Source organism: Micromonospora sp. TSRI0369 (assembly GCF_001905625.1).
GTDB lineage: Bacteria > Actinomycetota > Actinomycetes > Mycobacteriales > Micromonosporaceae > Micromonospora > Micromonospora echinospora_A.
In genome coordinates this window covers 238,481-262,170 of record NZ_LIVU01000002.1, presented here as the reverse complement: position 1 = coordinate 262,170, position 23,690 = coordinate 238,481, and the positions used below count along the sequence as shown (strand labels likewise).

Annotated in this window: 24 protein-coding genes; 8 read left to right on the top strand and 16 right to left on the bottom strand. The window is 71.4% G+C overall.

Going from position 1 to position 23,690, the window contains the following annotated elements; genetic code table 11:
- Positions 1-88: 88 nt before the first annotated feature.
- Positions 89-3,364 (top strand): BTAD domain-containing putative transcriptional regulator, encoded by a 3,276-nt coding sequence (locus tag AMK25_RS06515; protein WP_241826262.1) that lies wholly within the window; start codon positions 89-91, stop codon positions 3,362-3,364.
- Between the two features lie 47 nt (positions 3,365-3,411).
- Entirely contained in the window at positions 3,412-4,056 is a 645-nt protein-coding gene (gene wrbA / locus AMK25_RS06510; RefSeq protein WP_073827227.1) for an NAD(P)H:quinone oxidoreductase, read from the top strand.
- Between the two features lie 308 nt (positions 4,057-4,364).
- Here the strand turns inward: wrbA and AMK25_RS06505 are convergent, their stop codons facing one another.
- Complete coding sequence (locus tag AMK25_RS06505) at positions 4,365-4,733, bottom strand: winged helix-turn-helix transcriptional regulator (protein ID WP_073827226.1); 369 nt, start codon at positions 4,731-4,733, stop codon at positions 4,365-4,367.
- Positions 4,734-4,797: 64 nt separating this feature from the next.
- Between AMK25_RS06505 and AMK25_RS06500 the strand changes: the two genes are divergently transcribed.
- Entirely contained in the window at positions 4,798-5,421 is a 624-nt protein-coding gene (locus AMK25_RS06500; RefSeq protein ID WP_073827225.1) for an NADPH-dependent F420 reductase, read from the top strand.
- 173 nt (positions 5,422-5,594) lie between these two features.
- On the opposite strand, the gene AMK25_RS06495 is transcribed toward AMK25_RS06500, so the two are convergent.
- Entirely contained in the window at positions 5,595-6,524 is a 930-nt protein-coding gene (locus AMK25_RS06495; RefSeq protein ID WP_073827224.1) for an NmrA family NAD(P)-binding protein, read from the bottom strand.
- A 94-nt stretch (positions 6,525-6,618) separates the two neighbouring features.
- On the opposite strand from AMK25_RS06495, the gene AMK25_RS06490 reads away from it, so the two are divergent.
- The 4 genes from AMK25_RS06490 (at position 6,619) to AMK25_RS06475 (ending at position 9,804) form a co-directional block, all read left to right on the top strand.
- Positions 6,619-7,215 carry a TetR/AcrR family transcriptional regulator gene (locus tag AMK25_RS06490; protein WP_073827223.1) on the top strand — a complete coding sequence of 199 codons (597 nt, stop codon included), beginning with the start codon at positions 6,619-6,621 and terminating at the stop codon, positions 7,213-7,215.
- A 236-nt stretch (positions 7,216-7,451) separates the two neighbouring features.
- Entirely contained in the window at positions 7,452-8,324 is an 873-nt protein-coding gene (locus tag AMK25_RS06485; protein ID WP_073827222.1) for an SDR family NAD(P)-dependent oxidoreductase, read from the top strand.
- A 19-nt stretch (positions 8,325-8,343) separates the two neighbouring features.
- Positions 8,344-8,817, top strand: coding sequence for a MerR family transcriptional regulator (locus AMK25_RS06480; RefSeq protein WP_073827764.1), 474 nt, complete (start codon positions 8,344-8,346; stop codon positions 8,815-8,817).
- A gap of 216 nt (positions 8,818-9,033) precedes the next feature.
- Entirely contained in the window at positions 9,034-9,804 is a 771-nt protein-coding gene (locus tag AMK25_RS06475; RefSeq protein ID WP_073827221.1) for a hypothetical protein, read from the top strand.
- A 660-nt stretch (positions 9,805-10,464) separates the two neighbouring features.
- Here the strand turns inward: AMK25_RS06475 and AMK25_RS06470 are convergent.
- Positions 10,465-11,364 (bottom strand): hydroxymethylglutaryl-CoA lyase, encoded by a 900-nt coding sequence (locus AMK25_RS06470; RefSeq protein ID WP_240925884.1) that lies wholly within the window; start codon positions 11,362-11,364, stop codon positions 10,465-10,467.
- A gap of 78 nt (positions 11,365-11,442) precedes the next feature.
- Here AMK25_RS06470 and AMK25_RS06465 point away from each other — a divergent pair, with 78 nt between their 5' ends.
- Positions 11,443-12,099 (top strand): GntR family transcriptional regulator, encoded by a 657-nt coding sequence (locus tag AMK25_RS06465; protein WP_073827219.1) that lies wholly within the window; start codon positions 11,443-11,445, stop codon positions 12,097-12,099.
- A gap of 79 nt (positions 12,100-12,178) precedes the next feature.
- Here AMK25_RS06465 and AMK25_RS06460 read toward each other — a convergent pair whose 3' ends face one another.
- From AMK25_RS06460 to AMK25_RS06400, 13 genes are all read right to left on the bottom strand, one after another.
- On the bottom strand, positions 12,179-13,138 hold the full coding sequence (locus AMK25_RS06460) for an ABC transporter ATP-binding protein (RefSeq protein WP_083664654.1): 960 nt from the start codon (positions 13,136-13,138) through the stop codon (positions 12,179-12,181).
- Positions 13,135-14,166: an ABC transporter ATP-binding protein gene (locus tag AMK25_RS06455; RefSeq protein WP_083664653.1), complete on the bottom strand. Its 1,032-nt coding sequence runs from the start codon at positions 14,164-14,166 to the stop codon at positions 13,135-13,137. Before AMK25_RS06455 ends, AMK25_RS06460 begins: the two co-directional genes overlap by 4 nt.
- A complete protein-coding gene (locus AMK25_RS06450; RefSeq protein ID WP_073827217.1) occupies positions 14,163-15,029 on the bottom strand; it encodes an ABC transporter permease in 867 nt (288 codons plus the stop codon). Before AMK25_RS06450 ends, AMK25_RS06455 begins: the two co-directional genes overlap by 4 nt.
- Positions 15,022-16,035, bottom strand: coding sequence for an ABC transporter permease (locus AMK25_RS06445; protein WP_073827216.1), 1,014 nt, complete (start codon positions 16,033-16,035; stop codon positions 15,022-15,024). The genes AMK25_RS06450 and AMK25_RS06445 overlap by 8 nt, the downstream gene beginning before the upstream one ends.
- The gene (locus AMK25_RS06440) at positions 16,035-16,670 is read right to left on the bottom strand and encodes an isochorismatase family protein (RefSeq protein WP_073827762.1); all 636 of its coding nucleotides are present in this window, start codon (positions 16,668-16,670) and stop codon (positions 16,035-16,037) included. The genes AMK25_RS06445 and AMK25_RS06440 overlap by 1 nt, the downstream gene beginning before the upstream one ends.
- An 11-nt stretch (positions 16,671-16,681) precedes the next feature.
- Positions 16,682-17,893, bottom strand: coding sequence for a CaiB/BaiF CoA transferase family protein (locus AMK25_RS06435; RefSeq protein WP_043330443.1), 1,212 nt, complete (start codon positions 17,891-17,893; stop codon positions 16,682-16,684).
- Between the two features lie 155 nt (positions 17,894-18,048).
- Positions 18,049-19,470 (bottom strand): FAD-dependent oxidoreductase, encoded by a 1,422-nt coding sequence (locus tag AMK25_RS06430; RefSeq protein WP_073827215.1) that lies wholly within the window; start codon positions 19,468-19,470, stop codon positions 18,049-18,051.
- Positions 19,467-20,273 carry an alpha/beta fold hydrolase gene (locus AMK25_RS06425; protein ID WP_073827214.1) on the bottom strand — a complete coding sequence of 269 codons (807 nt, stop codon included), beginning with the start codon at positions 20,271-20,273 and terminating at the stop codon, positions 19,467-19,469. The genes AMK25_RS06430 and AMK25_RS06425 overlap by 4 nt, the downstream gene beginning before the upstream one ends.
- A 1-nt stretch (position 20,274) precedes the next feature.
- Complete coding sequence (locus AMK25_RS32355; protein WP_241826261.1) at positions 20,275-20,796, bottom strand: BMC domain-containing protein; 522 nt, start codon at positions 20,794-20,796, stop codon at positions 20,275-20,277.
- Position 20,797: 1 nt separating this feature from the next.
- The gene (locus AMK25_RS06415) at positions 20,798-21,085 is read right to left on the bottom strand and encodes a EutN/CcmL family microcompartment protein (protein WP_043325403.1); all 288 of its coding nucleotides are present in this window, start codon (positions 21,083-21,085) and stop codon (positions 20,798-20,800) included.
- Positions 21,086-21,105: 20 nt separating this feature from the next.
- The gene (locus AMK25_RS06410) at positions 21,106-21,738 is read right to left on the bottom strand and encodes a hypothetical protein (RefSeq protein ID WP_073827212.1); all 633 of its coding nucleotides are present in this window, start codon (positions 21,736-21,738) and stop codon (positions 21,106-21,108) included.
- 1 nt (position 21,739) lies between these two features.
- Entirely contained in the window at positions 21,740-22,900 is a 1,161-nt protein-coding gene (locus AMK25_RS06405) for a class I SAM-dependent methyltransferase (protein WP_051611136.1), read from the bottom strand.
- Entirely contained in the window at positions 22,897-23,664 is a 768-nt protein-coding gene (locus AMK25_RS06400; protein WP_051611138.1) for a hypothetical protein, read from the bottom strand. The genes AMK25_RS06405 and AMK25_RS06400 overlap by 4 nt, the downstream gene beginning before the upstream one ends.
- Between the last annotated feature and the right edge of the window lie 26 nt (positions 23,665-23,690).

Genomic DNA, 23,690 nt, shown 5'->3' with positions numbered 1-23,690 from the left:
TCGGCGACCCCGCGCCGCCTCCCGGCGAGCAGACCGACGGTCGGCGGACGTTCGCGGGGCGGGACAGCCGGCTGGCTAGGGTGAAGCGATGAGGTTCGGAGTGCTGGGCGACGTTGCGGTGTGGACGTCGGACGGCACACCTGTCGCCGTGCCCGGCCTCAAAGTGCGTGGTCTGCTGGCTGACCTGCTGGTTCACGAGGGGCGCCCGGTGACCGCCGACCGGCTGATCGAAGATCTCTGGGGCGACGAGGCACCCGGCAACGCGCTCGGGGCGCTCCAGACCAAGGTGTCGCAGTTGCGCCGCGCGCTGGGGGCGGGCGAGGCGGGTGGCCGTGCGCTGATCGAGTCCGGTGAGGCCGGCTACCGGCTGCGGACGCCGTCGGAATCGGTCGACGCCGGTCGCTTCGCCGCTCTGTTGGTACGTTCGGGCGCGCAGCGGGAGCCGGCTGTGCGGGCGGCGACGCTGACGGAGGCCCTGTCGCTGTGGCGCGGTTCCCCGTACGCCGACTTCAGTGACGAGCGATTCGTCCGCCAAGCGGTCGAGCGGCTCAACGACCAGCGCCTGACCGCGCTGGAGGAGCTGGCCGAGGCCCGGCTCGGTCTTGGTGAGCACCACCTGCTCGCCGGGGAACTGACCGACCTGGTCGCACGCCACCCGTGGCGTGAGCGGCTCCGGGCCGCGCACCTGCGCGCCCTGTACGGCTCGGGACGCCAGCATGAAGCGCTGTTCGCCTACGAGCAGTTCCGTCGGCAGGCGCGCGACGAACTCGGCATCGATCCCGGCAGGGAGTTGGCCGAGCTGCATGGGGCGATCCTGCGCCAGGATCCCGCCCTCCAGCCGCCGGCACCGTCGTCGACTCCGGCCCGGACCAATCTTCCGGCGCCTCTGTCGCCTGGTCCGTACGGCGGACTGATCGGACGCGACGCGGCCGTCGAGGCGGTACGGGAGCGGCTGACGAACGAGCGGCTGGTGACCCTGACCGGTTTGGGTGGGGTGGGAAAGAGCAGGTTGGCGCTCGAGGCCGCTCGTGTGCTGGGTGACACGTTCCCCGCTGGAGTGTGGCTTGTCGAGCTGGCCGGCCAGCCGTACTGCGGTGACCACGCGACCTGGACCGAGATCGTCGACATGGTGGCGGCGACTCTCGACATCCGGGACGACAGCCCGCCCGGCCTGCCCGGTGATCGACCACCACGCGAGCCGATGGACCGGCTGGTCGCCGCGCTGCGAGGTCGGCGAATGCTGTTGCTGCTCGACAACTGCGAACACGTGGTGGCACCGGTCGCTCAACTGACCGAGAAACTTCTCGGCGCCGCGGCCGACCTGCGCATCCTGGCGACGAGCCGCGAGCCGCTCGGGATCCCCGGCGAAGTCGTCTTTCCGGTGCCGCCGCTGGCCCTGCCGGAGCCCGGAGCCGGGGCGCGGCAGACCGCCGAGGCTCCGGCGGTTCGGCTTTTCGTAGCCCGCGCCCGCGCCACCGAGCCAGGGTTCACCGTCGATCAGCGGAACACGGACGCGGTCGCCGTCATCTGCCGGCGTCTCGACGGCGTACCGCTGGCACTGGAACTGGCCGCGTCCCGTCTGGCCGTTCTCGACCCGAGCGAGCTGGCGGCGCGGCTCGACGATCGCTTCCGGCTGCTGTCATCCGGCCGGCGCACCGCGCCCCCGCGTCAGCAGGGGCTTCGCGCCGTGATCGACTGGAGTTGGGAGTTGCTGTCGCCTCCCGAGCGCGCGGTGCTGCGCCGGCTTGCGGTCTTCGCCGACGGCGCCACCCTGGCCGCCGCCGAGCAGGTGTGCGGGGGCGGGCAGGTGGCATCGGACGAGGTCCTGGATGTGCTGGCACGCCTGATCGACCGATCGCTGGTCATGGTGCGGCACGGCGAGAGTCCGCGACGTTTTCGGCTGCCGGAGACAGTGGCTGCCTACGGTCTGGAACAGCTCGACAGCGCCGCCGAACTGGCCGCAACTCGTCGCCGTTACGCCACGTGTTTCGCCCGTCTCGCCGAGCAGGCCGCCGGGCGGCTACGTGGTCACGATCAGAGTCGTGCGCTACGCGAGCTCGACGCCGAGAACGCAAACCTCCGGGCGGCACTCGACGTCGCCGCCACCGACGGTCAGGCCCGCGTGGGCTTGGCGCTCGCCACCTCGTTGTCCTGGTACCGGCTGCTCCGGGGTCGATTCGGAGAGGTGAGCCGGTCACTGCGAACGGCGTTGGACATCGTCCCGAGGAGCGAGGACGACGTCGCACCGGACGGCCTGCGGCGACATGCGGAGATGTGGCTGACCGCTCTCGCCACCCGGGACGGCGATCCGACCGCTCCCCGGCAGCGGATCCTGGAGAGCTACCAGGACACCGAGGGGCCGGAGAAGGCGTTCGCGCAGTGGTTGTTCGCCTCCATGATGCTCGGCTCCGCAGATCCGGGCGAGGCCGCCGTCCTGGTCGACGCGGCGCTGGCGGCGTTCCGCGCCAGCGGGGACCGGTGGGGCATCGCTGCCGCCTGCGCCATCCGAGCGGACCTCGCGCTCGTACTCCGCAGCGACCTGCCCGCGGCGCAGCGTGACTGCGAGACCAGCCGGTCGCTGTTCGGACAGTTGGGCGACCGCTGGGGCCAAGTGCATCCGACGAGTCTGTTGGGAACCCTGGCCGAGATCCACGGCGACTACGATCGTTCCGCCACGCGCTACCGGGAGGCACTGCGCATCGCCGAACACCTGCGGCTGTGGACGTCGGTGTCCCGGCAGCTGGCATGCATCGGCCGGCTCGCCATCTTGAAAGGCGACCTCGACGAGGCCGCCGTCAGTCACGACCGCGCGCTACAGGTGGCCCAGGAACAGTCGAGCCGCTCCGCCGTCGCCTTCGCCGGCACGGGCCTGGCAATGATCGCGCGACGGCGGGGCGACCTCGACGCCGCCGAGACCCAGCAGCGGGAATTGCTCGACTGGAACCGCCGCGCAGGCTTCCTGCCAGGCTGCGCGCTCGCGCTGGCCGAGTTGGGGTTCATCGCGGAGCACCGCGGTGATGCTGTCCTGGCTGAGCGCCGCCACCGTGAGTCGCTCGACGCGGCGCGCGCTACCGGTGATCAACGGGCTGTCGCCCTGGCTCTCGAGGGCCTGGCCGGGGCCATCAGCCTTGGCGGTGACAGTCGCCCCGCCGCGCGGCTGCTCGCCGCGGCGCGGACGCTGCGCGAGTCTGCCGGAGCGCCGCTGCCTCCCGGCGAGCAACATGACGTCCAGCGCATCACCGTCCGCCTCCGGGAGGCGCTCGGCAGCGACGAACTCGCTGCCGAGATGAGCTGCGGCGCACAGCTTGACCTCGACGAGCAGCCGTTCAGCGGCGTCGGTAAGGGGATGGTCAGCGGACGGTAAGCCTGCTCGGCACGGTTGACCGAAACCGAGCCGACCCAGGAGGCACCATGCAGACCGATGCCAGGATCGCCGTCATCTACTACTCCGCCACCGGCACTGTGCACCGGCTCGCGCAGGCATTTGTCGACGGAGCCGCCGACGCCGGCGCGGAGGTCCGCCTGCGCAGGGTGGCGGAGCTGGCGCCGGAGCACGTCATCGATGCCAAGCCGCAGTGGCGAGCCCACCTCGACGCCACCGCCGACATCCCGGTCGCCACTCTGGACGACCTCAGGTGGGCCAACGGGTACGCCTTCGGCACGCCGACCCGTTTCGGGAACATCTGCTCCCAGCTGCGCCAGTTTCTCGACACCACGACCGTCCCGTGGCAGGCGGAGGAACTGGCCGACAAACCGGCGACCGGCTTCACGGCCACCTACGAGGAACACGGCGGCCAGGAGGCGACCCTGCTCAGCCTCTACCAGACCTTCCACCACTGGGGGTCGATCATCCTCCCCACGGGCTATCTGAACTACGACACCGCTCACGTCGCTGGCGGAAACCCGTACGGCGTCAGCCAGGTGGAGAGCCGCGCCAGCCGGGATCCCGAGTACGCCAAAGCTGTCCTCGAGACGGCCTGCTTCCAGGGCGCACGCCTGACCCGGATGGCAGCCGCTCTCGCCGCCGCCCGCACGGACGGGGGACTGTCCGAGTAACGGCCCGGTGTCAAGATGACCCTCGGCGGGCGGCGTCCAGCCCCACGAGCTGAGGGCGAGCCGGGAATCCGGCAACCGCCAGCCCTCGGAGGTTTGCCCGCGTCGCGTGGGCACCCTCCGAGCGGGGCGGGCTGGTACTGCAACGGCGGCAGGCGAACTGAGTTTGAGTGACCCCCTGGCTTGGCACGCCGAGGAGGATCAACTCGATTCAGGGCCGGCCGGCCCGCTCTGAGTACCTGGACTGCTGACCGCTGCTCCGGGCGGTTCAGCGGGTGGGGGTACGCGAACGGCCCGGGCCGGGCGCGGTGCTACGACGCGCTGAGCCGCTCCTGCGCCTCGAACAGTTCGTCGCCATGCTCGGTGACCCAGGCGCCCAGCGCCCGCATCGGGCCGTCGGCGAAGCTGCGGCCGAGATCGGTGAGCGCGTAATCGACCCGGGGCGGCGCCTGGGGGAAGAACCGCCGCTCGATCAGGCCGTTGCCGACCAACCTGTGTATGGCCTCGGTGAGCGCCTTGTCGCTGATTCCTCCGATGCGTGCCCGCAGTGAGCAGCGACGGCGGGCGCCCTCGGCCAGCGCGGCCAGTACGACCGCATCCCACGTGTGCGCGAACAGGTCCGCCGCCATCCGCATCCGGCAGTCAGCTACGAGTTGCTCGCAGAAGTCGCCGTCACCCATGCGCCCATCCTGGCACGCTCGACATGCACCGTCCGGTGCGCATCGACCTGCCTAGCGTGACGGTATGCGTATCGGAATCCTCGGCACCGGCAACCTCGCCACGGCATTGGCCACCGGCTGGGCCCGGGCCGGACACGACATCATCATCGGCGGTCGCTCGACGGCCGCCGCCGAAGCGATCGCGAACCGGATCGGCGGCACCGCGCGGCCCGTATCGGCGGTCGCCGCCGGCGCCGACGCGGTTCTGCTGGCGGTCCGCTGGGACGGCGTCACCGAGATGCTGACAGCGGCCGGCGGGCCCGCCGGTGCGCTGGCCGACCTCCCCCTGGTCGACCCGACGAACGCCGTCGAGCACGGTGTCGGCGCCCTCCAGACGGAACCCGCCCGGTCGGCCGCCGGCCACATCGCCGCCCTCGCACCCGGCGCGCACGTGGTCAAGGCTTTCCATCTATTCCCGGCCGAGCGGTGGGTGACGCCCGATGCCGGACCGGTCACGGTCGCCATGTGCGGTGACGACGAGCGCGCACTCGATGTCGTCGGGTCGCTCGTGCGAGACGTCGGTGGAGTTCCCGCGGTCCTCGGAACGCTCGACCGGGTACGACAGTTGGAGGAGGTCGCCGGCTTTGTCATCGGGCTGGCGTTCGCCGGGGTCGACCCGCAATCGGCGATTCCGTCGGTTCCCCGCTGACGTGTGTCCGACAGGCCGCTGGTGGAGGCGGGCGGTCCCCCTGGAGCCCCTCTGCTCTCCCACCCCTCGATCTCGCGCTTGTCCAATTCCTACCGAACAAGTAGGATTTCAAGCCCCGGAGCCACGCGGCACCGCGTGGCTCCGGGCACGTCCGACGGAATGACTGGTCAGCGTCAGCCCTGACGGAGGGGGCGCAGGTGGCGGTCGGCCCACTCGGCGAACGGAGTCAGGGGAATGCCGAGGGCGCGCGCGAACTCCGGCCGGGCCGGCTGCCCGGCGACGTTCAGGAACTCGTGGGAGGTGGTGGCCCACGGCGGCATGCCGGCGGCAACCGCTTCCGCCTCGGTCATGTCGGGAGCGGTGCCGTCGATGCCGAGCGACTCACCGATGATCTTCGCGATTTCTGTCATCGGCAGGTGGTCGCCGGCCAGTTCGAGTTCGACGCGGTGGAAGCGGTCGGGGTCGGCGACGGCCGCTGCGGCCGCTCGGCCGATGTCGTCGACGGCGACCAGCGACAGGTGGGTCTGCGGCCGGAGGACCGTCGCGAGCCCGCCCGCGATGCCCCGCGGCAGCAGGTAGGCCAGGTCGGGCAGGAAGTTCTCCATGAAGAAGCCCGGCTTGATCAGCGTCCACCGGTCGAAGCCTGCGGCCCGGACGCGTTCCTGCATGCCGGCCTTGGGCAGGAAGACGCGCTCCATCGCGGCCCAGCGCCCGTCGGTCCAGCCGGGGGCTTGCTCATGCTGCCCGGCACCGGAGACCGAGGTGTGCACGAACTGCGGGACCCCCGCCGCCAGCGCGGCCTCGATCAGGTTGACACCCTGGGCGAGTTCGCTCTCGAAGTCCCAGGTGTCGCCGCGCAGCTCCGGCATCTGCACGGAGAAGACGGCGCGGGCGCCCCGGGCCGCCGGGACCAGCGATGCGGGGTCGCGGAGATCGCCGGTGACCAGCTCGGTGCCGAGGGCGGCGACCGCGGCGGCCTTGGCGGCAGCAGGGTTACGGACCAGGGCGCGCACCGGCACGCCGGCGGCGAGCAGGGCACGGGCGGTTGCCCCGCCCTGCTGGCCGGTAGCGCCGGTGACCAGGACTGGTGCTCGATCTGACATGGACACACTCCTCGACCCAAGAAACGGCGGGGCCCGCCGTTTAAGCTTGCTAAGATACGGCGGACCCCGCCGCTTAGCAACGCCGAGGTGAGACATGCGCGCAGACGCCCGCCGCAACTACGAACTTCTGCTCGCGGTGGCAGCAGAGGCGGTGGCCGAGCACGGGGCCGACGCGTCGCTGGAACAGATCGCCCGGACCGCCGGGGTGGGCTCCGGCACGGTCCGCCGCCACTTCCCGACCCGGCACGCGCTGCTCGAAGCCGTCTTCCGGGATCGCATCGACGCCCTCTGCGCCCGCGCAGGCGAACTAGCGGGCGAACCGGACCCCCGGGCCGCGCTCGTCGAATTCCTGATCGAGATGACGCGGGCCGCCGCGACGATCCGGGGCCTGGCCGAGGCGCTGAACCGCGGCCGCACCGAAAGCGTCTACTGCGCGTCCGACCAACTGTCCGAGGCGGGTGAGCCACTGGTACGCCGGGCCGCCGAGGCCGGAGTGCTGGCACCCGACGTCACCTTCGCCGACCTGTCGACGCTTGTCACCGGGATCGCCCTGGCAACCGAGGACGACCGCAACCCCGCCACCACAGCGACGCGCCTGCTCTCGCTGGCCATGACGGGGTTCACGGTGACACCGCAGGAACCCACACAACAGAGCCCACTTCCGAGACCAGGACGTGATCGCAAGCCGTAGCTCGGGCGGGCTCCGCCGGACCAGATGGCGGTCCGCGCTACGGCTCGCGGGACTGCCCGGCCGAACGGCGCCTCGCCCACGGCGACCACCTGCACCGGTACGGCGCGCTCCCCGGCGTGCACCGCGTCGAAACCGAGATCGTCGCACAGAGGGGCGAGCGGGCAGGACCACTCGTCGCCTCCGGAGCCTGAGCGCGGCTTGCTTTCGAGCGCGCTCGAAGCTTTAGCGTCGGGGCCGTGACCACGACAGCCGAGACGAGAACATGGATCATCACGGGCGCGAGTTCAGGCCTCGGTCTGGGGCTCGCCGAGGCGGCACTCCAGGCTGGCGAGCATGTGATCGGGACCGCGCGACGGGCCGACCGCTTCGACGGGCTCAAGGCGCGGTACGGGGATGGGCTCCTCGCCGTCGAGCACGATGTGCGCGACACGGCCGGAGCGGCCGGGGTCGTGCAGCGGGCGCTGGAGGTGTTCGGGCGCGTCGACGTGCTCGTCAACAATGCAGGCGCCGGACAGGTCGGCGCCGCCGAAGAGATCACGGACGCTGCTCTGCGGGCCATGCTCGAGCAGCACCTGTTCGGCCCGGCCGCCTATGTGCGTGCCGTGCTGCCCCACATGAGGGAACGTCGCTCTGGTGCGATCGTGCAGATGAGCAGCCAGGGCGGGCGGATGTCGTTTCCCGCCGTCGGCAGCTACTCAGCCGGCAAGTTCGCGCTCGAGGGCTGGTCGGAGGCGCTGGCGGGCGAGGTCGCACCGTTCGGCATCCGCGTCCTCATCGTCGAGCCCAGTCGCTTCCGCACCGCGTTCAACGCCGCGGACGTGCTCAACACGGCGCGGCAGAGCTCGATCTACGACGGGGTCACCGGTGCCGTGCGCGCGAACATGGAGGGAGCCGACGGCATCCAGGAGGGCGACCCGGCACGAGCCGCCCGGGTGATCCGGGACATGCTCGACACACCCGACGCGCCGCTCCGGCTTCCGCTCGGCGCCGAGGCGGTTCGCAACCTCGCCCGCGTCTACCGTGCGGCGCTCGACGACGTCGAGAAGTGGGCGCCGGTGAGCGAGTCGGCGGACTTCCCAGGCATGCCGCCCGCGGTTCGCGCGTTCTGATCGCCGTACGCTGATGGCCATGGCCACCGAAGCGCTGATCGAACGGATCCTCGCTGCCAGCGACGGGCCGTCCTCGTCGACGATCGACGCGCTGCACGAGCTGCTCGACGACGCCACCATCGAGGCCTCGACGGCGCCCAGGAGTGTCGCCGAGGCGGCCCGGCTTGTCGGCCTGTCGACGCACACCCTCCGCTACTACGAGCAGGAGGGGCTCGTGCGGCCCGCCCGCAACACCTCCGGGTACCGCGAGTACGCCGCCTCCGACCTGCGCCGCCTCGTCTTCCTCACCCGGATGCGCCTGTCCGGCATGACCATGACCGACCTCAAGCGCTACATCTCACTCGCCGAGCAGGGCCCGAGCACCGTCACGGAACGCCGACGCATCATGCGCGACCAGCACGACCGGATCACGCGGCAGATCCGTGAGCTCAGACTGGCGCTGGAGGCCACCGAGTACAAGATCCGCGTCTACGACGGGCACCCGGAAGGCTGACCCACTCAGCCACCGTCGGCTGCGGAACCTGAACAGCGTTCTTCTTGTCTGCCATGACGCGGACCTTCCCGGGGCGTTGAGCACGACCTGCAGCCGGATGGCGAACCCGCACCATACCGATGACGTGCAGGCTTGCCCGACCGCAGCCGGGACGCGCAGACTTGGCGGATGCGCCCGGGGATGGCAGACGGTCGCCTATCAGTGGCTTCACGTGCTGTGACGCACCCGGCTGTCTGGTCGGTGCCGGCGATGGCGCTGCTGGTGCTCGTGGCCATGCCGTTCAACGACGCGTTCTACGACTTCTGGGTCAACTACGACGCGCAGGGTGACGCACAGCAGTACGAGCTGCTCCACACCACGCGCATCTTCCAGTACACGTCCGGCGTCCTCTGCGGACAAGTGTTGGCGTTGCTGGCCGGGGCCGCCCTAGCCGGCCGCTACACACAGGCGAGGGCGCTGGTCGTGGCGGTCCCGCTCGCGCTGCTCCTGGCCAGTGTGGCCGTCGCGGTCGCCTACCCGCTCGCCCGCGCACGCGAGGGCGTCTACTTCACGACCCCGGCACTCGATGACCCGATCCTGGTGCGGGTCCTCCTGTGCGAGCTGGCCGCCTTCCCGCTCTATGCCGCTGCCGGCGTCGGTCTCGGCGCGCTGCTTCTGGGGCACCTGCGGCGAGCCGCGACGCGCTGGCCGCTCGTGTTCCTGTTCCTGCTGGGCTGGTTCGCCGCCACCCTGGTCGGGCTGCTGCAGGACGACCGGTTCGCCGCGCCGTACGCGCTGTTGTGGGCCGTCCCACCGATCGCGGCCGGCACGGCGATCGCGCTGGCCGGACTGTCGACGGATGTCTGGGCCGTACCGCCCGTGCCGGTGGGTGACTGGGGGCGCGGCAGCAGCGCCGCCCTGCTGGTGAGCGCCGCCGCTTACGCCCTGGGGTTGAACCTGCTGGCCCGCTGGGCCGGTCGCCGGGCGCCCCGCCCGACGAAGGGGTGACCGTGGTCGCCCTCGGCGACGACAACGCGGAAGCCCGTTACCGGCGAACCGGTGACGGGCTTCCTACCTGCGTATACCTGTGGTGGGCGATACTGGGATCGAACCAGTCCCGTCGCTTTGCAAGTTCTCATCACATCGTCCAACGGGTCCGTCCGCGACCTCGGGCTACTTTCCGCGCCCGGCCGCTGGCGACCATCCTCGTCTGGATCGATGGCTGTAGCCGTTGCTGTCGAGAGCCGGCCAGGGCAACCAACGGGCGCTCAACGAGGTACGCCCGCCTTCCAGCTCGCGAGGTCCGCAAGCAGTCCCTCGTAGCGTTCTGATGCGGGAACCGTGCCGCCGTCGCGAAGGCGGTTTACGCCAGCGCGGCGCCTTCGGACCGGCGTCCGAACCTGGGTTCCGTCGCACAGCTGCAACCACAGCCGCTCCGGTGAACCGCCCCGAAAGCGAGCGACCAGGAAGGCCCGCTGAACGACACCTGGGCGAACGACGAGCACCTCGGTCTCGACGCGGGTAAGGCGTCGGGCCATCAGGCGATCCCTCCAGTACAACCATGCCCGCCCGCTAGCTAGTGCGACTACGTGGACGCACCATGGATCGGTGGGTGGCCGCCGCGCCTCAGTGAAGGGCGGGCCGGCCCACAGCCATGTCCCGATGACCTCAGGCCGGCTCGTCCGGGAACCAGCCGGCCCGGCCGAGGGCACCCGGCAGGCTGGCCTTGCCGAGCCGGTCACCGATCCAGGCCGCCGTCTCGATCACCGCACGCGGGTCGAGGCCGGTCTGGTGGCCGGAGCGGTGCAGGGCGTAGACCAGGTCCTCCGTGGCGACGTTGCCGGTGGCCGCCGGGGCGAAGGGGCAGCCACCGATGCCGCCGACGCTCGCGTCGAGCACGCTCACGCCGGCCTCGACAGCAGCCAGAGCGTTGGCGATTGCGGTGTTGCGGGTGTCATGCAGGTGCAGGCGCAGCGGTACGCCCGGCGCGGCCGCGCCGGCTGCGGCCACCAGGTGCCGCACCTGGGCGGGCACTCCCACACCAATGGTGTCGGCCAGAGCGATCTCGTCCGGCTCGCCCTCAGCGAGCCGGGCGACGAGCTCGCCGACTGTCGACGGGGCGACGTCGCCCTCGAAAGGGCAGCCGAACGCCGCAGCGACGGTGACGCTGGCCCGACGGCCGGCGGCGTGGGCGGCTGCGGCAATGTCGGACCAGGCCTGGACCATGGTGTCGACCGAGGCGCCCTGGTTTCGCTGGCTGAACGTCTCGGTGGCGACCACGACGCAGTTCACCTCGTCCACCCCGGCGGCGAGGGCACGGTCGAGCCCGCGTCGGTTGAGCACCAGACCGATGTACGATACGTCGCTGCGGCGCGGCACCTCGGCCATGACGGCTTCCGCGTCGGCCATCTGGGGCACCCGGTCGGCGCGGACGAACGACACCGCCTCGACCCGCCGCGCTCCGGCCTCGACGCAGCGCCGGATCAGCTCGATCTTGCTCGCTGTCGGGAGGACCTCGGACTCGTTCTGCAACCCGTCCCGGGGGGACACTTCCACCACGCGCACCATCATCTGTATACAATCTCAGAGCGGCAGGCGGTCGGCAAGGTACCGGTCGCGACATCGCTTCAGACCACGGAGGCACGGGTGACCAATGCCGGGCAGGACGCCTACGAGGCGTTGCGGAGCGCGATCCTGAACGGATCCATCCGCCCGCGGGAGCGGCTGGGCGAGGTGGAGCTGTCCTCGCAGTTCGGGGTGAGTCGGACCCCGATCCGGGAGGCCCTGCGCCGGCTCACCGCCGAGGGCCTGGTCGTCTTCCAGCCCAACCGGGGGGCCAGGGTGGCCGAGTGGTCGCTCAGCGATCTGGAGGACACCTACGAGATCCGGGCCCGGCTGGAAAGCTACGGCGCGGCCCTGGCCGCCCAGCGCATCGACGCCGACTGCCTGCCGAGGCTGAGCCTGCTCTGCGATCAGATGGATCAGCGGGCGCAGCGGATGACCCCCCAGGATCTGGACGACATCGCCGACCTCAACGCCGAACTGCACGGTCTGGTCATCGGCGCTGCCGGCAGCCCTCGACTGACCTCCCTGCTCTCGGCGGTGGTGGAGGTCCCGCTCGTGGTTCGGGCGTTCCGCCTCTACACCCCGGAGGCGCTGGCCCGCAGCATGGCCCACCACCGTGACCTGGTGGCAGCCCTCCGCGCCCGCGACGCCGAATGGGCGTCGAGCACGATGCGCGCGCACGTGCTGGCCGCCCGGCGAGTGCTGCTGGACGCCATGTCCGACAACCCGGATCTCTGAGCGCTCGGGCGCGCCGATCCGACCGCGGTCCAGCCTCCGGGCCCGGTGGCCCGGAGGCTGGACGGGCCACCGGGCCCAATCAGCTCCCGGGTGCGCCCGGCTTGATGCAGGCCACCGCGCGGTCGGCGTCGAAGGGGGTCAGGCGCACCTCGTTTTGTACACACCGGTCCTCGCCGACCGGGCACCGACCGTAGAGGACGCAGCCGCTCACCTTCTTCGTCGGGCTCACCGGGTCGCCGACCAGGCGGGCCGGCGGCAGCTCCTGGTCGGGGTCGACGGGCAGCGCTGCGGCCAGCAGAGCGCGCGTGTAGGGGTGCTGCGGGTCGGCGAACACCCGCTCCGACGGGCCGGTCTCCACCACCCGGCCCCGGTACATGACCGCGATCCGGTCGCTGACGTAGCGAACGGTGTGGATGTCATGGGAGATGAACAGATACCCCATGCCGAGTTCGGTCTGCAGGTCGGCCAGGAGTTGCAGGATCTGGGCGCGGACCGACAGGTCGAGCGAGGAGGTGGGTTCGTCGAGGACGATCAGGGAGGGCTCGGTGACGATGGCCCGCGCGATGCCGACCCGTTGTTGCTGTCCCCCGCTGAGTTCACCGGGAAATCGGCGGGCCATCTCGGGTGCCAGCCCCACCTGGTCGATGACCCTGGCGACCCGGCTCCGGCGGTCGGCCGCCGGGGTCTTCGGCTGGTGGATGGCGAGTGGCTCGCCGACGATGTCGGCCACCCGCATACGCGGGTTCAGCGACTCGAACGGTTCCTGGAAGATGATCTGCGCCTTGGCGCGCAGCTGGCGCAGTCCGGCTGCGGGCAGCGCGAGCATGTCGGTGCCCTGGAAGTGCACCGAGCCCCGGGTCGGCTCGATCAGGCGTAGGGCCAGCCGGCCCAACGTCGACTTGCCCGACCCGCTCTCGCCGATGACGGCCAGTGTCTCGCCGGCGTTCACGGTCAGCGACACGTCGTCGAGGGCGTAGACCGTGGTGGTCCCGCCGACGGAGAACTCCTTGCTGACGTTGGTCAGCTCCAGCAGGCTCACCGAACGGCCTCCCTCTCCTGCGGCAGGTGACACCAGTACGTCCGGCCCGACGCAGAGGTCGTCGGCTCCGGGAACACCTGCCCGCAGGGCTCGAAGGCGTGCGGGCAGCGTGCCTGGAAGGGGCAGCCGGCCGGATAGTCGACGAGATCCGGCAGCCTCCCGGTGAGGTGCACCAACGGATGGCCCGGCCGGGGAACGGCCCGGACCAGCGCCTGCGTGTACGGGTGCTGCGGGCTGGTGAGCACGTCACGGACCGAGCCGTGCTCGATCACCTTGCCGGCGTACATCACGACCACCCGGTCGCAGTACTGGGCCACCACGCCGAGGTCGTGGGTGACCAGCAGCATCGAACGGCCGTGCTGCTGGACCAGGCCCCGGACGAGGTCGAGGATCTGCCGTTGCACGGTCAGGTCGAGGCCCGTGGTCGGCTCGTCGGCGATGACGAAGGCCGGGTTGAGCAGCATGGCCATGGCGATGACGACGCGCTGGGCCATCCCGCCGCTGAGCTGGTGGGCGTAACCGTCGAGGACCCGGTCCGGGCCGGCGATGCCGACGTCGGCCAGCGCGTCGCGGGACCGGTCCCGGGCGATGGCGTCGGAGCGGATGCCGTGCGCAGCAAGGATGTTGGCGAACTGCCGGTGGATGCGCATCACCGGATTCAGCGCGCTGAACGGGTTCTGCGCGATGAAGCCGATCTCGGCGCCGCGCAGCCGGCGCAGTTCGGCCGCACGCAGGCCGAGCAGGTCGACGCCGTTGAATCGGGCGGTGCCCTCGACCACCCGCCCCGGGGGGCGGACCAGGCCGAGAATCGACCGGATCGTCACCGACTTGCCGCATCCGCTTTCGCCGACCACACCGACGATCTCGGCCCGGTCGACGTGGAAGTCGACGCCGTTGACCGCGTGTACCAGCCCGTCGGGGGTGTCGAAGCGGGTGGTGAGGCCGCTGACCTCCAGCAGGCGGGGCTCCCGGTCCGCGCCCTGGCCGGTGTTGGTGGGGCGGCTCAGCGCCTGGCGGGGGGCGCTCATCGCTGCCTCGCCCGTCCGAAGGAGTCCTGCAGCTCGTCGCTGATGGCGTTGAAGCAGAGCACGGTCAGGAAGATGGCGAGTCCGGGGAAGACCGATACCCACCACTGGCCGGTCGTCATGTTCTGCGCTCCTGTCTGGATCATCGCTCCCCAGCTGGCGTCGGCGGCGTTGATGCCGATGCCGAGGAAGGACAGCGAGGCGATCACCACGATCGAGTGGGCCACCGCCAGCGACGCCTGGGCCAGGATGATGCCGGTCATGTTCGGCAGCACGTGACGGAACATGACCCGCGGCCCGGTCGCGCCGATGGCGTGGGCGGCCTCGACGTAGCGGCTCTCCCGGATGGTCAGCCCTTCGCTGCGGACCAGACGGACGAACCGGGGGACGTTGATGATGGCGATGGCCACCACGACGTTCTCGATGTTGTTGCCCATCAGGGCGACCAGTGCGATGGCCAGGACCAGCAGGGGGAAGGCCTGGAAGACGTCCAGCGCGCGGACCACGCGCTCTCCCCACGGCCCTCGGTGCAGGGCGGCCAGCCCGAGCAGTACGCCGACCACCAGCGAGATCAGCATGCCGGCGAGGGCCAGCGGGATGTCCACTCCGGCCGAGGCCACCAGGCGGCTGAAGACGTCGATGCCGAACTTGTCGGTGCCCATCCAGTGCTCGCCGTCGGGTGCGGCGAGGGTGTCGGGCAGCGGCTCGGCCGGGTCGTAGGGCAGCGGCGCGAGGTAGGCCGCCGCCAGCATGCCGGCGAGGATGCCGCTGGGCACCCACAGGCGCAGGCGGCGACGACCACGGCGGGGCTTGCGGCCCTTCGGCGCGGTGACCGTGGTGGGATCGGCGGCCAAGGTTTCAGTCATAGCGCACCCTCGGATCGAGCACCGCGACCAGGATGTCCAGTGCGGTGAAGGCCAACAGGGTTCCCAGGCCGGCGGCGAGGATGAAGCCCTGCACGGCCGGCATGTCGAGCTGGAGGATGGAGTCGATCGCCCACTCCCCGAAGCCACCCCACGAGAAGATCGTCTCGATGATCGCCGCACCGCCGAGCAGAGCGGCCAGCAGGATGCCGCCGTAGGTGAGGATCGGGGTGCGGGCCTGACGGAAGGCGTAGGCCAGCACGGTCCGCTCGGGCAGACCGCAGGCCCGGGCGAATTCGACCTGCTTGGACTCCAGGGCGGGCACCAGCGAGGCGTAGGTGCTGCGGGCGAAGTACGCCGAGTAGTAGATGCCCAGGGTCAGCACCGGCAGCATCGAGTGCGCCACCGCCGAACGGAAAACCGTCATGTCACCAGCGATCAGCGAGTCGACCAGCAGTGCCCCGGTCACCGCCGGCGGCGGCTCGTCCATCAGACCGAGCCGGCCGACCGGGGCGGGAGCCCACCCGGCGAGATAGAAGCAGATGTAGATCAACAGGAGGGCGAGGAAGAAGTCGGGGATCGACTGGAAGGTGGTGACCACAAATCGGGAGCCCCGGTCGGCCAGCCTGCCCTTGTGGTACGCGCCCAGGGTGCCCAGGCCCACACCGAGCACCGCGGCCACGATGAGCGAGAGGATCACCAACTCCAGGGTGGCCGGGGCGAAGCGCAGGATCTCCGACAGGATCGGCCGGTCGGTGTAGTACGACGATCCGAGGTCGCCGCGGACCAGGCCGCCGAGGTAGTCGACGAACCGCTCCCACAGTGGCCGGTCCAGACCGAGGCGTCGCTCGATCTCGGCCAGTTCCTCCGGGCCGGCGGCCGGCCCGGCGATGACCCCGACCGGGTTGCCCGGCAACGCGTTGACCAGGAGGAAGGCCAGCACGACGACCGAGAGCAGCCCCACGGGCAGGAAGAGCACCCGCCGTCGGGCGTAGCCGAGGACCCGCATCACAAACCTCCCGGTCCGAGCAGCGCCGTGGCTTCGTCCAGAGCCAGCACTTCGGCGTACTTGGCACCGAGGTCGAACAGGGCGGCCTGGTGCGGTCGCGGATCGCGGTCCAGGCATGCCTCGGCGACGACGAGGGGGACGAAGCCGTGCTGCAGGGCGTCCACCGCGCTGGCCCGGATACAGCCGCTGGTCGACGCGCCGCCGATGACGAGGGCGTCCACCCCCAGGACACGCAGGGTGCTGGCCAGGCTGGTGCCGAAGAAGGCGCTGGCGTACTGCTTGGTCACCACCGTCTCGCCGGGCGCCGGGGCCAGGCTCGGCGGGGCGTCGGCGAACGCGCTGCCGTGTTCGAGGACCCGCAGGGCGGGCACCTTGCGGGCGAAGAGGCCACCGTCTACCCCGCCCGGGCTCAGTTCCACCCGGGTGTGGATCACCGGCACGCCGTTGCGGCGCGCGGTGTCGAGCAGTGCGGCGCAGGCCCGCAGGGCCGGCGGGTCGGTGTCGCCGGCGTAGAGCGGTGAGGCCGGGTCGAGGTAGGCCCGGACGAGGTCGACCAGGAGCAGGGCTCGACGTGATCCGCGACCCAGGTCCCCGCCGAAGCCGGCCCTGCGGTAGTCGCCCTGGAGGTCATCCACCGTGTCCACCCCTAGATGACGCCGCTGGTTCGCAGCGCGTCGATCTCGGCGGACTCCAACCCGACGATGTCGGTGAGCACCTCGTCGGTGTGTTCCCCGAGCCGCGGCCCGGCCCACTTGATCCGCCCCGGGGTGGCCGACAGTCTCGGTACGACGTTCTGCATGGGGAACTCGCCGAACTCGGGGTGGGCGACCCGGACGATGGCTTCCCGGGCGGCGAAGTGCTCGTCCTCCAGCATCTCCGGGGCGCGGTAGACCCGGCCGACCGGGACGTCGTGCTTGACCATCGTGGCCATCAGGTGCTCGGTGTCGTGCTGCGCCGACCAGGTCGCGATGATGGCGTCCAGTTCGACCTGGTGGCGGCCCCGGGCGGAGTGCGTGGCGAAGCGCTCGTCGGTGCCGAGTTCGGCCATGTCCATGGCTGCGGCCAGCCGCCGGAAGACGGTGTCCTGGTTGGCCGCGATGAGCACCAGTCCGTCGTCGCGTGTGGGATAGACGTTGGAGGGGGCGATGTTGGGCAGGATGGCACCGGTGCGTTCGCGCACGTGACCGGCCAGGGCGTACTCCGGCAGCAGCGACTCCATCATCGCCAGCACCGCCTCGTAGATCGCCGAGTCGACCATCTGGCCCCGGCCGGTGCGGTCGCGGACCCGCAGCGCGAGCAGGGCCCCCAGGGCGGCGAAGGTGCCGGCCAGGGAGTCGCCGAGGCTGATGCCGACCCGGCTGGGCGGCGTCTGCGGGTCGCCGACGACGTAGCGCAGGCCACCCATGGCCTCGCCGACGGAGCCGTAGCCGGGGCGGGCGGAGTAGGGACCGTTCTGACCGAAGCCGGAGACCTGGACCATGACCAGCCCGGGATTGGTTTCGGACATCTGCTCGTAGCCCAGGCCCCAGCGCTGCATGGTGCCGGGCCGGAAGTTCTCCACCACCACGTCGCACTGGGCGATCAGCCGCTGGGCCACCGATTGGCCCTCGGGGGTGCGCAGGTCCACGGTGATGGACTTCTTGTTGCGCGCCACGATCGGCCACCACAGCGACTTGCCGTACGGCTTCTCCCGGCCCCACTCGCGCATCGGGTCGCCCTGGCGCGGGGGTTCGCACTTGATGACCTCGGCGCCGAAGTCGGCCAGGAGTTGGCTGCAGAACGGCCCCGCGAGCAGGGAGCCGAACTCGACCACGCGTACGCCGTGCAGCGGTCCCTCATGGTGCAGATCGCTAGACATGAACACCTCTCATAGCAGCCACTCAGTGGTCGTTGTATACAACAGGGAGTCGGGGCTCGCTGTCAACAGCAGTTTGGGCCGATCAGCGGCGCACCACCGCGCTCACATTCCCACGTTTCTGCATACAGAAGTGGCCCGGGCGACCCCGACGCCTGTCACGCCCGTGCGCCCAGCCGACGGCCGAGCAGCCGCCCGAACGCCAGCGCCGGCGTCACCGCCATCCCCCCGCAGAACGCCGCGCCACTGGTGGCCCCCATGCCGATGGCCTCACCGACGGCGTACAGCCCGGGCACTATTGCGCCACCGGGCCGCCGGACCCGCAATTCGGTGTCCACGTCCAGTCCGCCGAAGCTGCACAGCAGCGCGGCCACCGAGCGAAGCGCGTAGTAGGGCGGCCGGACCAGGGGATGCGCGGGAGCCCGGCGGCCCAGCGGGTCCACCCCTTGCCGCACCGCGAGGTTGTAGGACCGCACGGTGTCGACCAGCCCTTGCGCGTCGATGCCCGCCCGGCGGGCCAGTCCAGGAAGGTCGTCGGCGACCCAGGCCACGTCCCCCCGCTGCGCCTCGACCCGGAACCGCTCGTGCCCCCAGGCCGGTACCAGAGGCGGCCCCGCCGCCAGGGCTTCGGAGTCGCAGACGATCCAGAACTCGCCCCCCGGCTGTTCCTGCACGGCCCGCTCGTGTCCGGTGACGTCGTCGAGGTCCTCGGCGACGAACCGTTGCCCGGCCGCGTTGACCCAGATCTCCCGGGGCGGGCGCTCGACCGGTGCGAGGTGCGCCAACTCCGACCAGAAGTCCACCCGCCCCGGCTGGGAGCGGCGTTCGAGCAGGCCGAGCCGGGGCGTGTGCAGATCAGCGAAGCGGACCTCGGCCCCCAGGGGCCTGGCCATCTCGATCGCGGCGCCGGTGGAGGTCGGCACCGCGTTGGTCACCAGCCGAGGGCCGCCCGGGGTCAGCGCGCGGAACAGCTCCGGGTTGGCGCCGTACCCGCCGCAGGCCAGCACCGTGACCCCGGCGCGGACCTCGCGGGGGCCCTCGGGGGTGTCCAGGAGCGCGCCGGTGACCGTGCCTGCGGCGCTGGTCAGCCGGGTGGCCCGCGAGCGCAGCCGCAGGGCGACCCGGCCCGCGGCCACCTGCTTGTCCAGCAGCGGACGCAGCGTCTCTCGGATCGACCGACCGTGCCCGATCCCCCAGTAGGTCCGCGGCCGGGAGTACGGGGAGTGCCCGTGGTAGACCACAGGTGTGCCCGGGGCGAACGGGAAACCATGCTCGTCGAGCCAGTCCACGACGCCGGCCGCCTCGTCGACCGCCAGCCGGATCAGCGCCGGGTCGCCGCGGTGATGACCGATGCGCAGCACGTCGGCGTAGTGCCGGTCCGGGTCGTCGTCGATACCCGCCTGGCGCTGCCGGCGGGTGCCCGCGGCACTCATGTGCCCGGCCGAGACGCTCAGCGTGCCACCGATGTCGGTGCCCCCGTCGACCAGCTCGACGCGGAGCCCGGCCCGCGCCGCCTCGATCGCGCAGGGCAGGCCGGCGGTGCCGGCCCCGATCACCAGCAGGTCGACCTCGCCGCTCATCGCGCGCTTGCCCGGTCGGATACCAGCCGGCCCGTGGTGACGAAGGACGACAGCACCGCGGCGAACTCCTCGGGCACCCGCCAGGGCAACTGGCCGGTGGTGTCGGTCAGCCGCACGGCGACGGCGTCCGGACGGATTGCCTGCGCCAACGCGTCGCCGTCGGCCAACATGTCCCGGGCGGCGGTCAGCAGCAGCACCGGGCAGGGCAGGGCGCGCAGCGGCTCGGTCGGGTCGTAGGCGAACGCGGCCCGGTACGCCCAGTTGTACCGTTCGAAGACCGAGGCGATGTTGGCCACCGCGAGGTTCACCAACTCCGGAGGCCCCTCCCAGATGTCGAGGTAGCGGGCCCAGAGATCCTGCAGGTGCCGGCCGGCCGGGTCGATCGGCTTGTCCGGCGCCCAGGAGGCGCCGAGGCGCTCCCGCTCGGCCTGGTCCAGCACCAGCCCCGACAGGATGGCGTGAGTGACCCGGTCCGGCCCGGCGAGTTGGGCGACCGCCAGGGCCAGCGAGGCTCCGGTGTGCTGTCCGGCGACGGCGAACTCGGTGATACCGAGGGCGTCGACGGCGTCGAGCAGCAGGCGGGCGTAGCCGGGGATCTCCAGTGGGTCGCGGGGCGGGTCGGACAGCCCGTACCCGGGGGTGTCGAAGGCGAAGGCGCGCAGTGTGCGGCCGAGGGCGGGCAGGGCCGGGGCGAAGACGTTCGATGCCTGCGGCGACTCGTGGAACAGCACCAGGGCAGGCCCGCCGGTGCCGGCGGTGCGGTAGTGGATCTGCCCGCCGGACGGGCCGACGTATCCGCGCATGTCACTTTCCTCGGGCTCGGGGGGCGGGGGGTTCGGGTGGTGGCTCGTACGGCCCGGCGGCGGGCGGACGCCGTTTCGGGGCGGTCGAGCGCGCGGCGCGCCGGGTGGGGCTCCCGCCGGCCTTTTCGGCCGATCGGCGGGCGGGCACGGCGGGCGGCGCCGCGGCGGGTCCGGGCTCCAACTCGGCCCCGCCCGCGGCGGACGGTGGAGCGGTGGCCGGTGGCTTCGGCGCCCCGCCTGTCCGGGGCTCGCGCAGCAGGTCCGTCGGCACGGTCGGTCGACCGATCACGGTCGTCACGACAGTCCCGCCGATCGCAGCCACGGCCTGCCGGGCGCTCTCCACCGCGGACGTGACCGAGGCCATGTCGCCGACGAGGGAGACCGTGACAATTCCATCGCCGATGCGTTGCACGCCGATCAGCCGTACCTCGGCCGCCTTGCCCATCACGTCGACGGCGACGATCGAGGCGGTCAGCCCTTGTGTCTCGACCATGCCGAGCGCACCCGCATCCCACAGATCCACGTCAGTCCTTCACGTAGTTGAGCCACGCCTCGGTCTCCAGCCGGTCGACGATCGCGACGATGCTGGAGTCCACGGGCGCCTGACCGGGTTGCCGCAGCGCCAGCCGCGCGGCGCCACCCGTGGCGACCAGGACGACCTCTCCCCTGCCGGCGCCGACGGTGTCGACGGCGACGTAGGGCTCTCCGGCGGGCGCATCGCCCAGCGGCGCGACGACGAGCAGCTTGGCCCCGGTCAGCGCCTCCGACTTGACGGTGCTGACCACCGAGCCGATCACGCGGGCGACACGCATGCCGACACCACCTCGTTTCTCTAGCGTCGGTGCGACCAGGGCTTCGTCTCGAACGCTCGACGGACCGCGTCGCGCGCCGCCTCCACCTCCGAGTGCAGTCCGGAGATCCACAACCTGCCGAACTGGCCCACGCCCCGGACGTCGATGATCTTCACACTGGCGGACTTCTCCACCTCGTTGCCGACAGCGGAGATGTAGGCGGCGGGCTGACACTCGACCACCAGCATCGACTCGCCGGCCACCAGCAGGGAGCCCTTGCGGGAACGGTTGACCAGCTGCGCCTGGTAGGCGTCGATGTTGGAGACGATCTTCGCCGAAACCAGCTCCGCCGGCTGCGCGTCGGCCTCGGTGATCCCGAGCAGGTCCAGGATGGTCTGACCGGCTTGGCGCACCGCGTCCTGCGACATCGAGTGCAACTCGGTCATGCCGTACTGCCGCTCGACGACCTGAGAGCCGGGGCGCACCCCGGTGGCCTTGACGGCGGCGTCGACCAGGGCGTACACGTCGCTGCCCGGGGAGATCTCCAGGTAGAGCTCGGACATGCCCTCGACCACCGGGTCACCCGACATCACGCTGCCGAGCAGGGCGGCCATCTGCGGTTGGAGTCGGTCGACGAACGCGAAGGTACGCAACTCGACATCGTTGTGGGCCATGTCAGCGCCGGCCCACGAGCAGCGCGAGGGTGCCGCTGCTGCGCCGCTCACCGCTCTGCAGCACCCGGCCGGTGGGGGTGGAGACCTCCTCGACGCACTCCCGCTTGCAGGACAGTTCGGTGCAGTCGCCGGTGAACCCGGCGTCCCGGGCGGCCTGGACCAGGTCCATGTCCCGCATCGGGCCCCAGAACGGCTCGTTGTTGTTCCAGGTGTCCCAGTCGATGAGGAACTGCACCAGCGGGTCCAACCCGGCGTAGCCCGGGAAATCCGCGTGGATCATCATCCCGCCCGGGGCGAGCAGCCGGTGGCATTCCCGCAGGACGGCGCGGACCGCCTCCGGTGGCATCTCGTGCAGCAGGATGTGCGAGACGACCAGGTCGAAGTGCCCCGACGGGAAGCCCGTGTCCTCGCCGTTGCGCTGCGCGAAGTGCACCTTGCGGCCCAGGGACTCCGCCCGGCCGTGGGCGTAGCGCAACAGAGCGGCACCGACGTCGATGCCGTGCACCTCCGCCTCGGGATAGGCGTCGACGTAGGGCAGCGTGGAGTTGCCGACTCCGCAGCCGATCTCCAGGATCCGCCTGGGGCGGAAGTCCTTGTGCACGGTCTTGAGGTAGTTGTTCACCACCGACTGGCCGTAGTCGTCGTTGAGCTCGCCCATCTGGCCCATGGCGTAGACGTAGACGCCGCGGTCGTAGAGCGCCCCGGCGGTGACGTCGCCGGGGACGTACTCGCCCCGGTAGCCGCCGGGCATGGCGTGGATGTCGATGCCCCAGAAATACCAGGGCAGGACGAAGTCGGGATCCAGCTCCAGCGAGCCGAGGGTACGGCCGGTCCGTTCCGCCCTGGCCCGCAGGTCGTCCAGTTGCCGGCCGATGCTGTCGGCCACCACGTTCCAGAGCAGGTCCTGGCTCGCCCGCCGCACCGAGCTCCAGAGCTGGTAGTACGGCTCGGGCTCCATCGCCCGGCGGACCGTCTCCCGGTCCCGGGGCGGGACGCCCATCTCCTGCTGGTACCTGGGCAGGACGCGGTGCGCGTACAGCTCCCGTACCCCCGGGGTCACCTCGGTGGAGATGTGCGACTTCAGGGCCCGGACGAACGTCTCCCGGGCCAGTTCGTCGTGGTTCTCCGTCGGCAACAGGCCGTGTCGCTGCTGCTGTTTCACTTGTCCTCCCCCACCTGTGCGAAGGCCCGCCGGATGACCTCCCGGTAGGACTCCGGGGTCTCCTCCCGCACGATCTCTTCACGCCACTCGTAGAAGACCCGCAGCACCCGGGCGACGAACGCCGCCGCCTCGGCGTCTCTGGTCTCGGCGTCCTCGGCGGAGAGCGTGAAGCCGTCCACCGCGCCCCCCTCCACAACCCGCCGGTCGGCCAGCAGTTGTTCCAGGGTCATCACCCGCTCACGCAGCACCCACACCTCCGAGGTGAGGGTCACCATCGTCGAGACCAGGGCCTCCATACCCGGCTCAGCGAAGAACTGAGGGCGGGCGCCCTTGGCCTTCTTGGGCAGCAACTGTCCGGGCAGCGGTTGGGCCTGCTCGGGGCTGCCCACCCCGGGCCCGCCGTAGGCGCCGAGCGCCCGCAGCGTCTCGGTGGCGACAGTGGAGGCGTCCGCGTCGGGGTTGGCCGACACGACCGCGGCGGCGATGGTACGGATGGTCCGCTCCGCCTCCTCCGCGGCCTCGCAGCCACACGAGCAGCCGTCGGCGTCGTCGCAGCCGCCCTGGGGCTCGCCCCCGCCGGGGCCGGCCCCGGCGGGGGCGGCCGGCGCCGGTGCCGCCGACCCGCGCCGGACGTCGATGCCCAGCCCTTGGGCGATGTCCTGGGCGTGCGGGGAGATCAGGTCGCCCGGGCCCAGCAGGACTTCGCGCGGTCCGTCCGACCGGGCGATGTCTTCGATATCGACTGCAGTCCACACCCGACTCATGTCTCAGCTCCTTCGATGAGCACGCG

What these genes read in the sequence shown, in the direction of transcription:
- AMK25_RS06515 (WP_241826262.1), top strand. Translation starts at nt 89, where the DNA reads ATGAGGTTCGGAGTGCTGGGCGACGTTGCGGTGTGGACGTCGGACGGC.
- wrbA (WP_073827227.1), top strand. Translation starts at nt 3,412, where the DNA reads ATGCAGACCGATGCCAGGATCGCCGTCATCTACTACTCCGCCACCGGC.
- AMK25_RS06505 (WP_073827226.1), bottom strand. Translation starts at nt 4,733, where the DNA reads ATGGGTGACGGCGACTTCTGCGAGCAACTCGTAGCTGACTGCCGGATG.
- AMK25_RS06500 (WP_073827225.1), top strand. Translation starts at nt 4,798, where the DNA reads ATGCGTATCGGAATCCTCGGCACCGGCAACCTCGCCACGGCATTGGCC.
- AMK25_RS06495 (WP_073827224.1), bottom strand. Translation starts at nt 6,524, where the DNA reads ATGTCAGATCGAGCACCAGTCCTGGTCACCGGCGCTACCGGCCAGCAG.
- AMK25_RS06490 (WP_073827223.1), top strand. Translation starts at nt 6,619, where the DNA reads ATGCGCGCAGACGCCCGCCGCAACTACGAACTTCTGCTCGCGGTGGCA.
- AMK25_RS06480 (WP_073827764.1), top strand. Translation starts at nt 8,344, where the DNA reads ATGGCCACCGAAGCGCTGATCGAACGGATCCTCGCTGCCAGCGACGGG.
- AMK25_RS06470 (WP_240925884.1), bottom strand. Translation starts at nt 11,364, where the DNA reads ATGGTGCGCGTGGTGGAAGTGTCCCCCCGGGACGGGTTGCAGAACGAG.
- AMK25_RS06455 (WP_083664653.1), bottom strand. Translation starts at nt 14,166, where the DNA reads ATGAGCGCCCCCCGCCAGGCGCTGAGCCGCCCCACCAACACCGGCCAG.
- AMK25_RS06450 (WP_073827217.1), bottom strand. Translation starts at nt 15,029, where the DNA reads ATGACTGAAACCTTGGCCGCCGATCCCACCACGGTCACCGCGCCGAAG.
- AMK25_RS06445 (WP_073827216.1), bottom strand. Translation starts at nt 16,035, where the DNA reads ATGCGGGTCCTCGGCTACGCCCGACGGCGGGTGCTCTTCCTGCCCGTG.
- AMK25_RS06435 (WP_043330443.1), bottom strand. Translation starts at nt 17,893, where the DNA reads ATGTCTAGCGATCTGCACCATGAGGGACCGCTGCACGGCGTACGCGTG.
- AMK25_RS06430 (WP_073827215.1), bottom strand. Translation starts at nt 19,470, where the DNA reads ATGAGCGGCGAGGTCGACCTGCTGGTGATCGGGGCCGGCACCGCCGGC.
- AMK25_RS06425 (WP_073827214.1), bottom strand. Translation starts at nt 20,273, where the DNA reads ATGCGCGGATACGTCGGCCCGTCCGGCGGGCAGATCCACTACCGCACC.
- AMK25_RS06415 (WP_043325403.1), bottom strand. Translation starts at nt 21,085, where the DNA reads ATGCGTGTCGCCCGCGTGATCGGCTCGGTGGTCAGCACCGTCAAGTCG.
- AMK25_RS06410 (WP_073827212.1), bottom strand. Translation starts at nt 21,738, where the DNA reads ATGGCCCACAACGATGTCGAGTTGCGTACCTTCGCGTTCGTCGACCGA.
- AMK25_RS06400 (WP_051611138.1), bottom strand. Translation starts at nt 23,664, where the DNA reads ATGAGTCGGGTGTGGACTGCAGTCGATATCGAAGACATCGCCCGGTCG.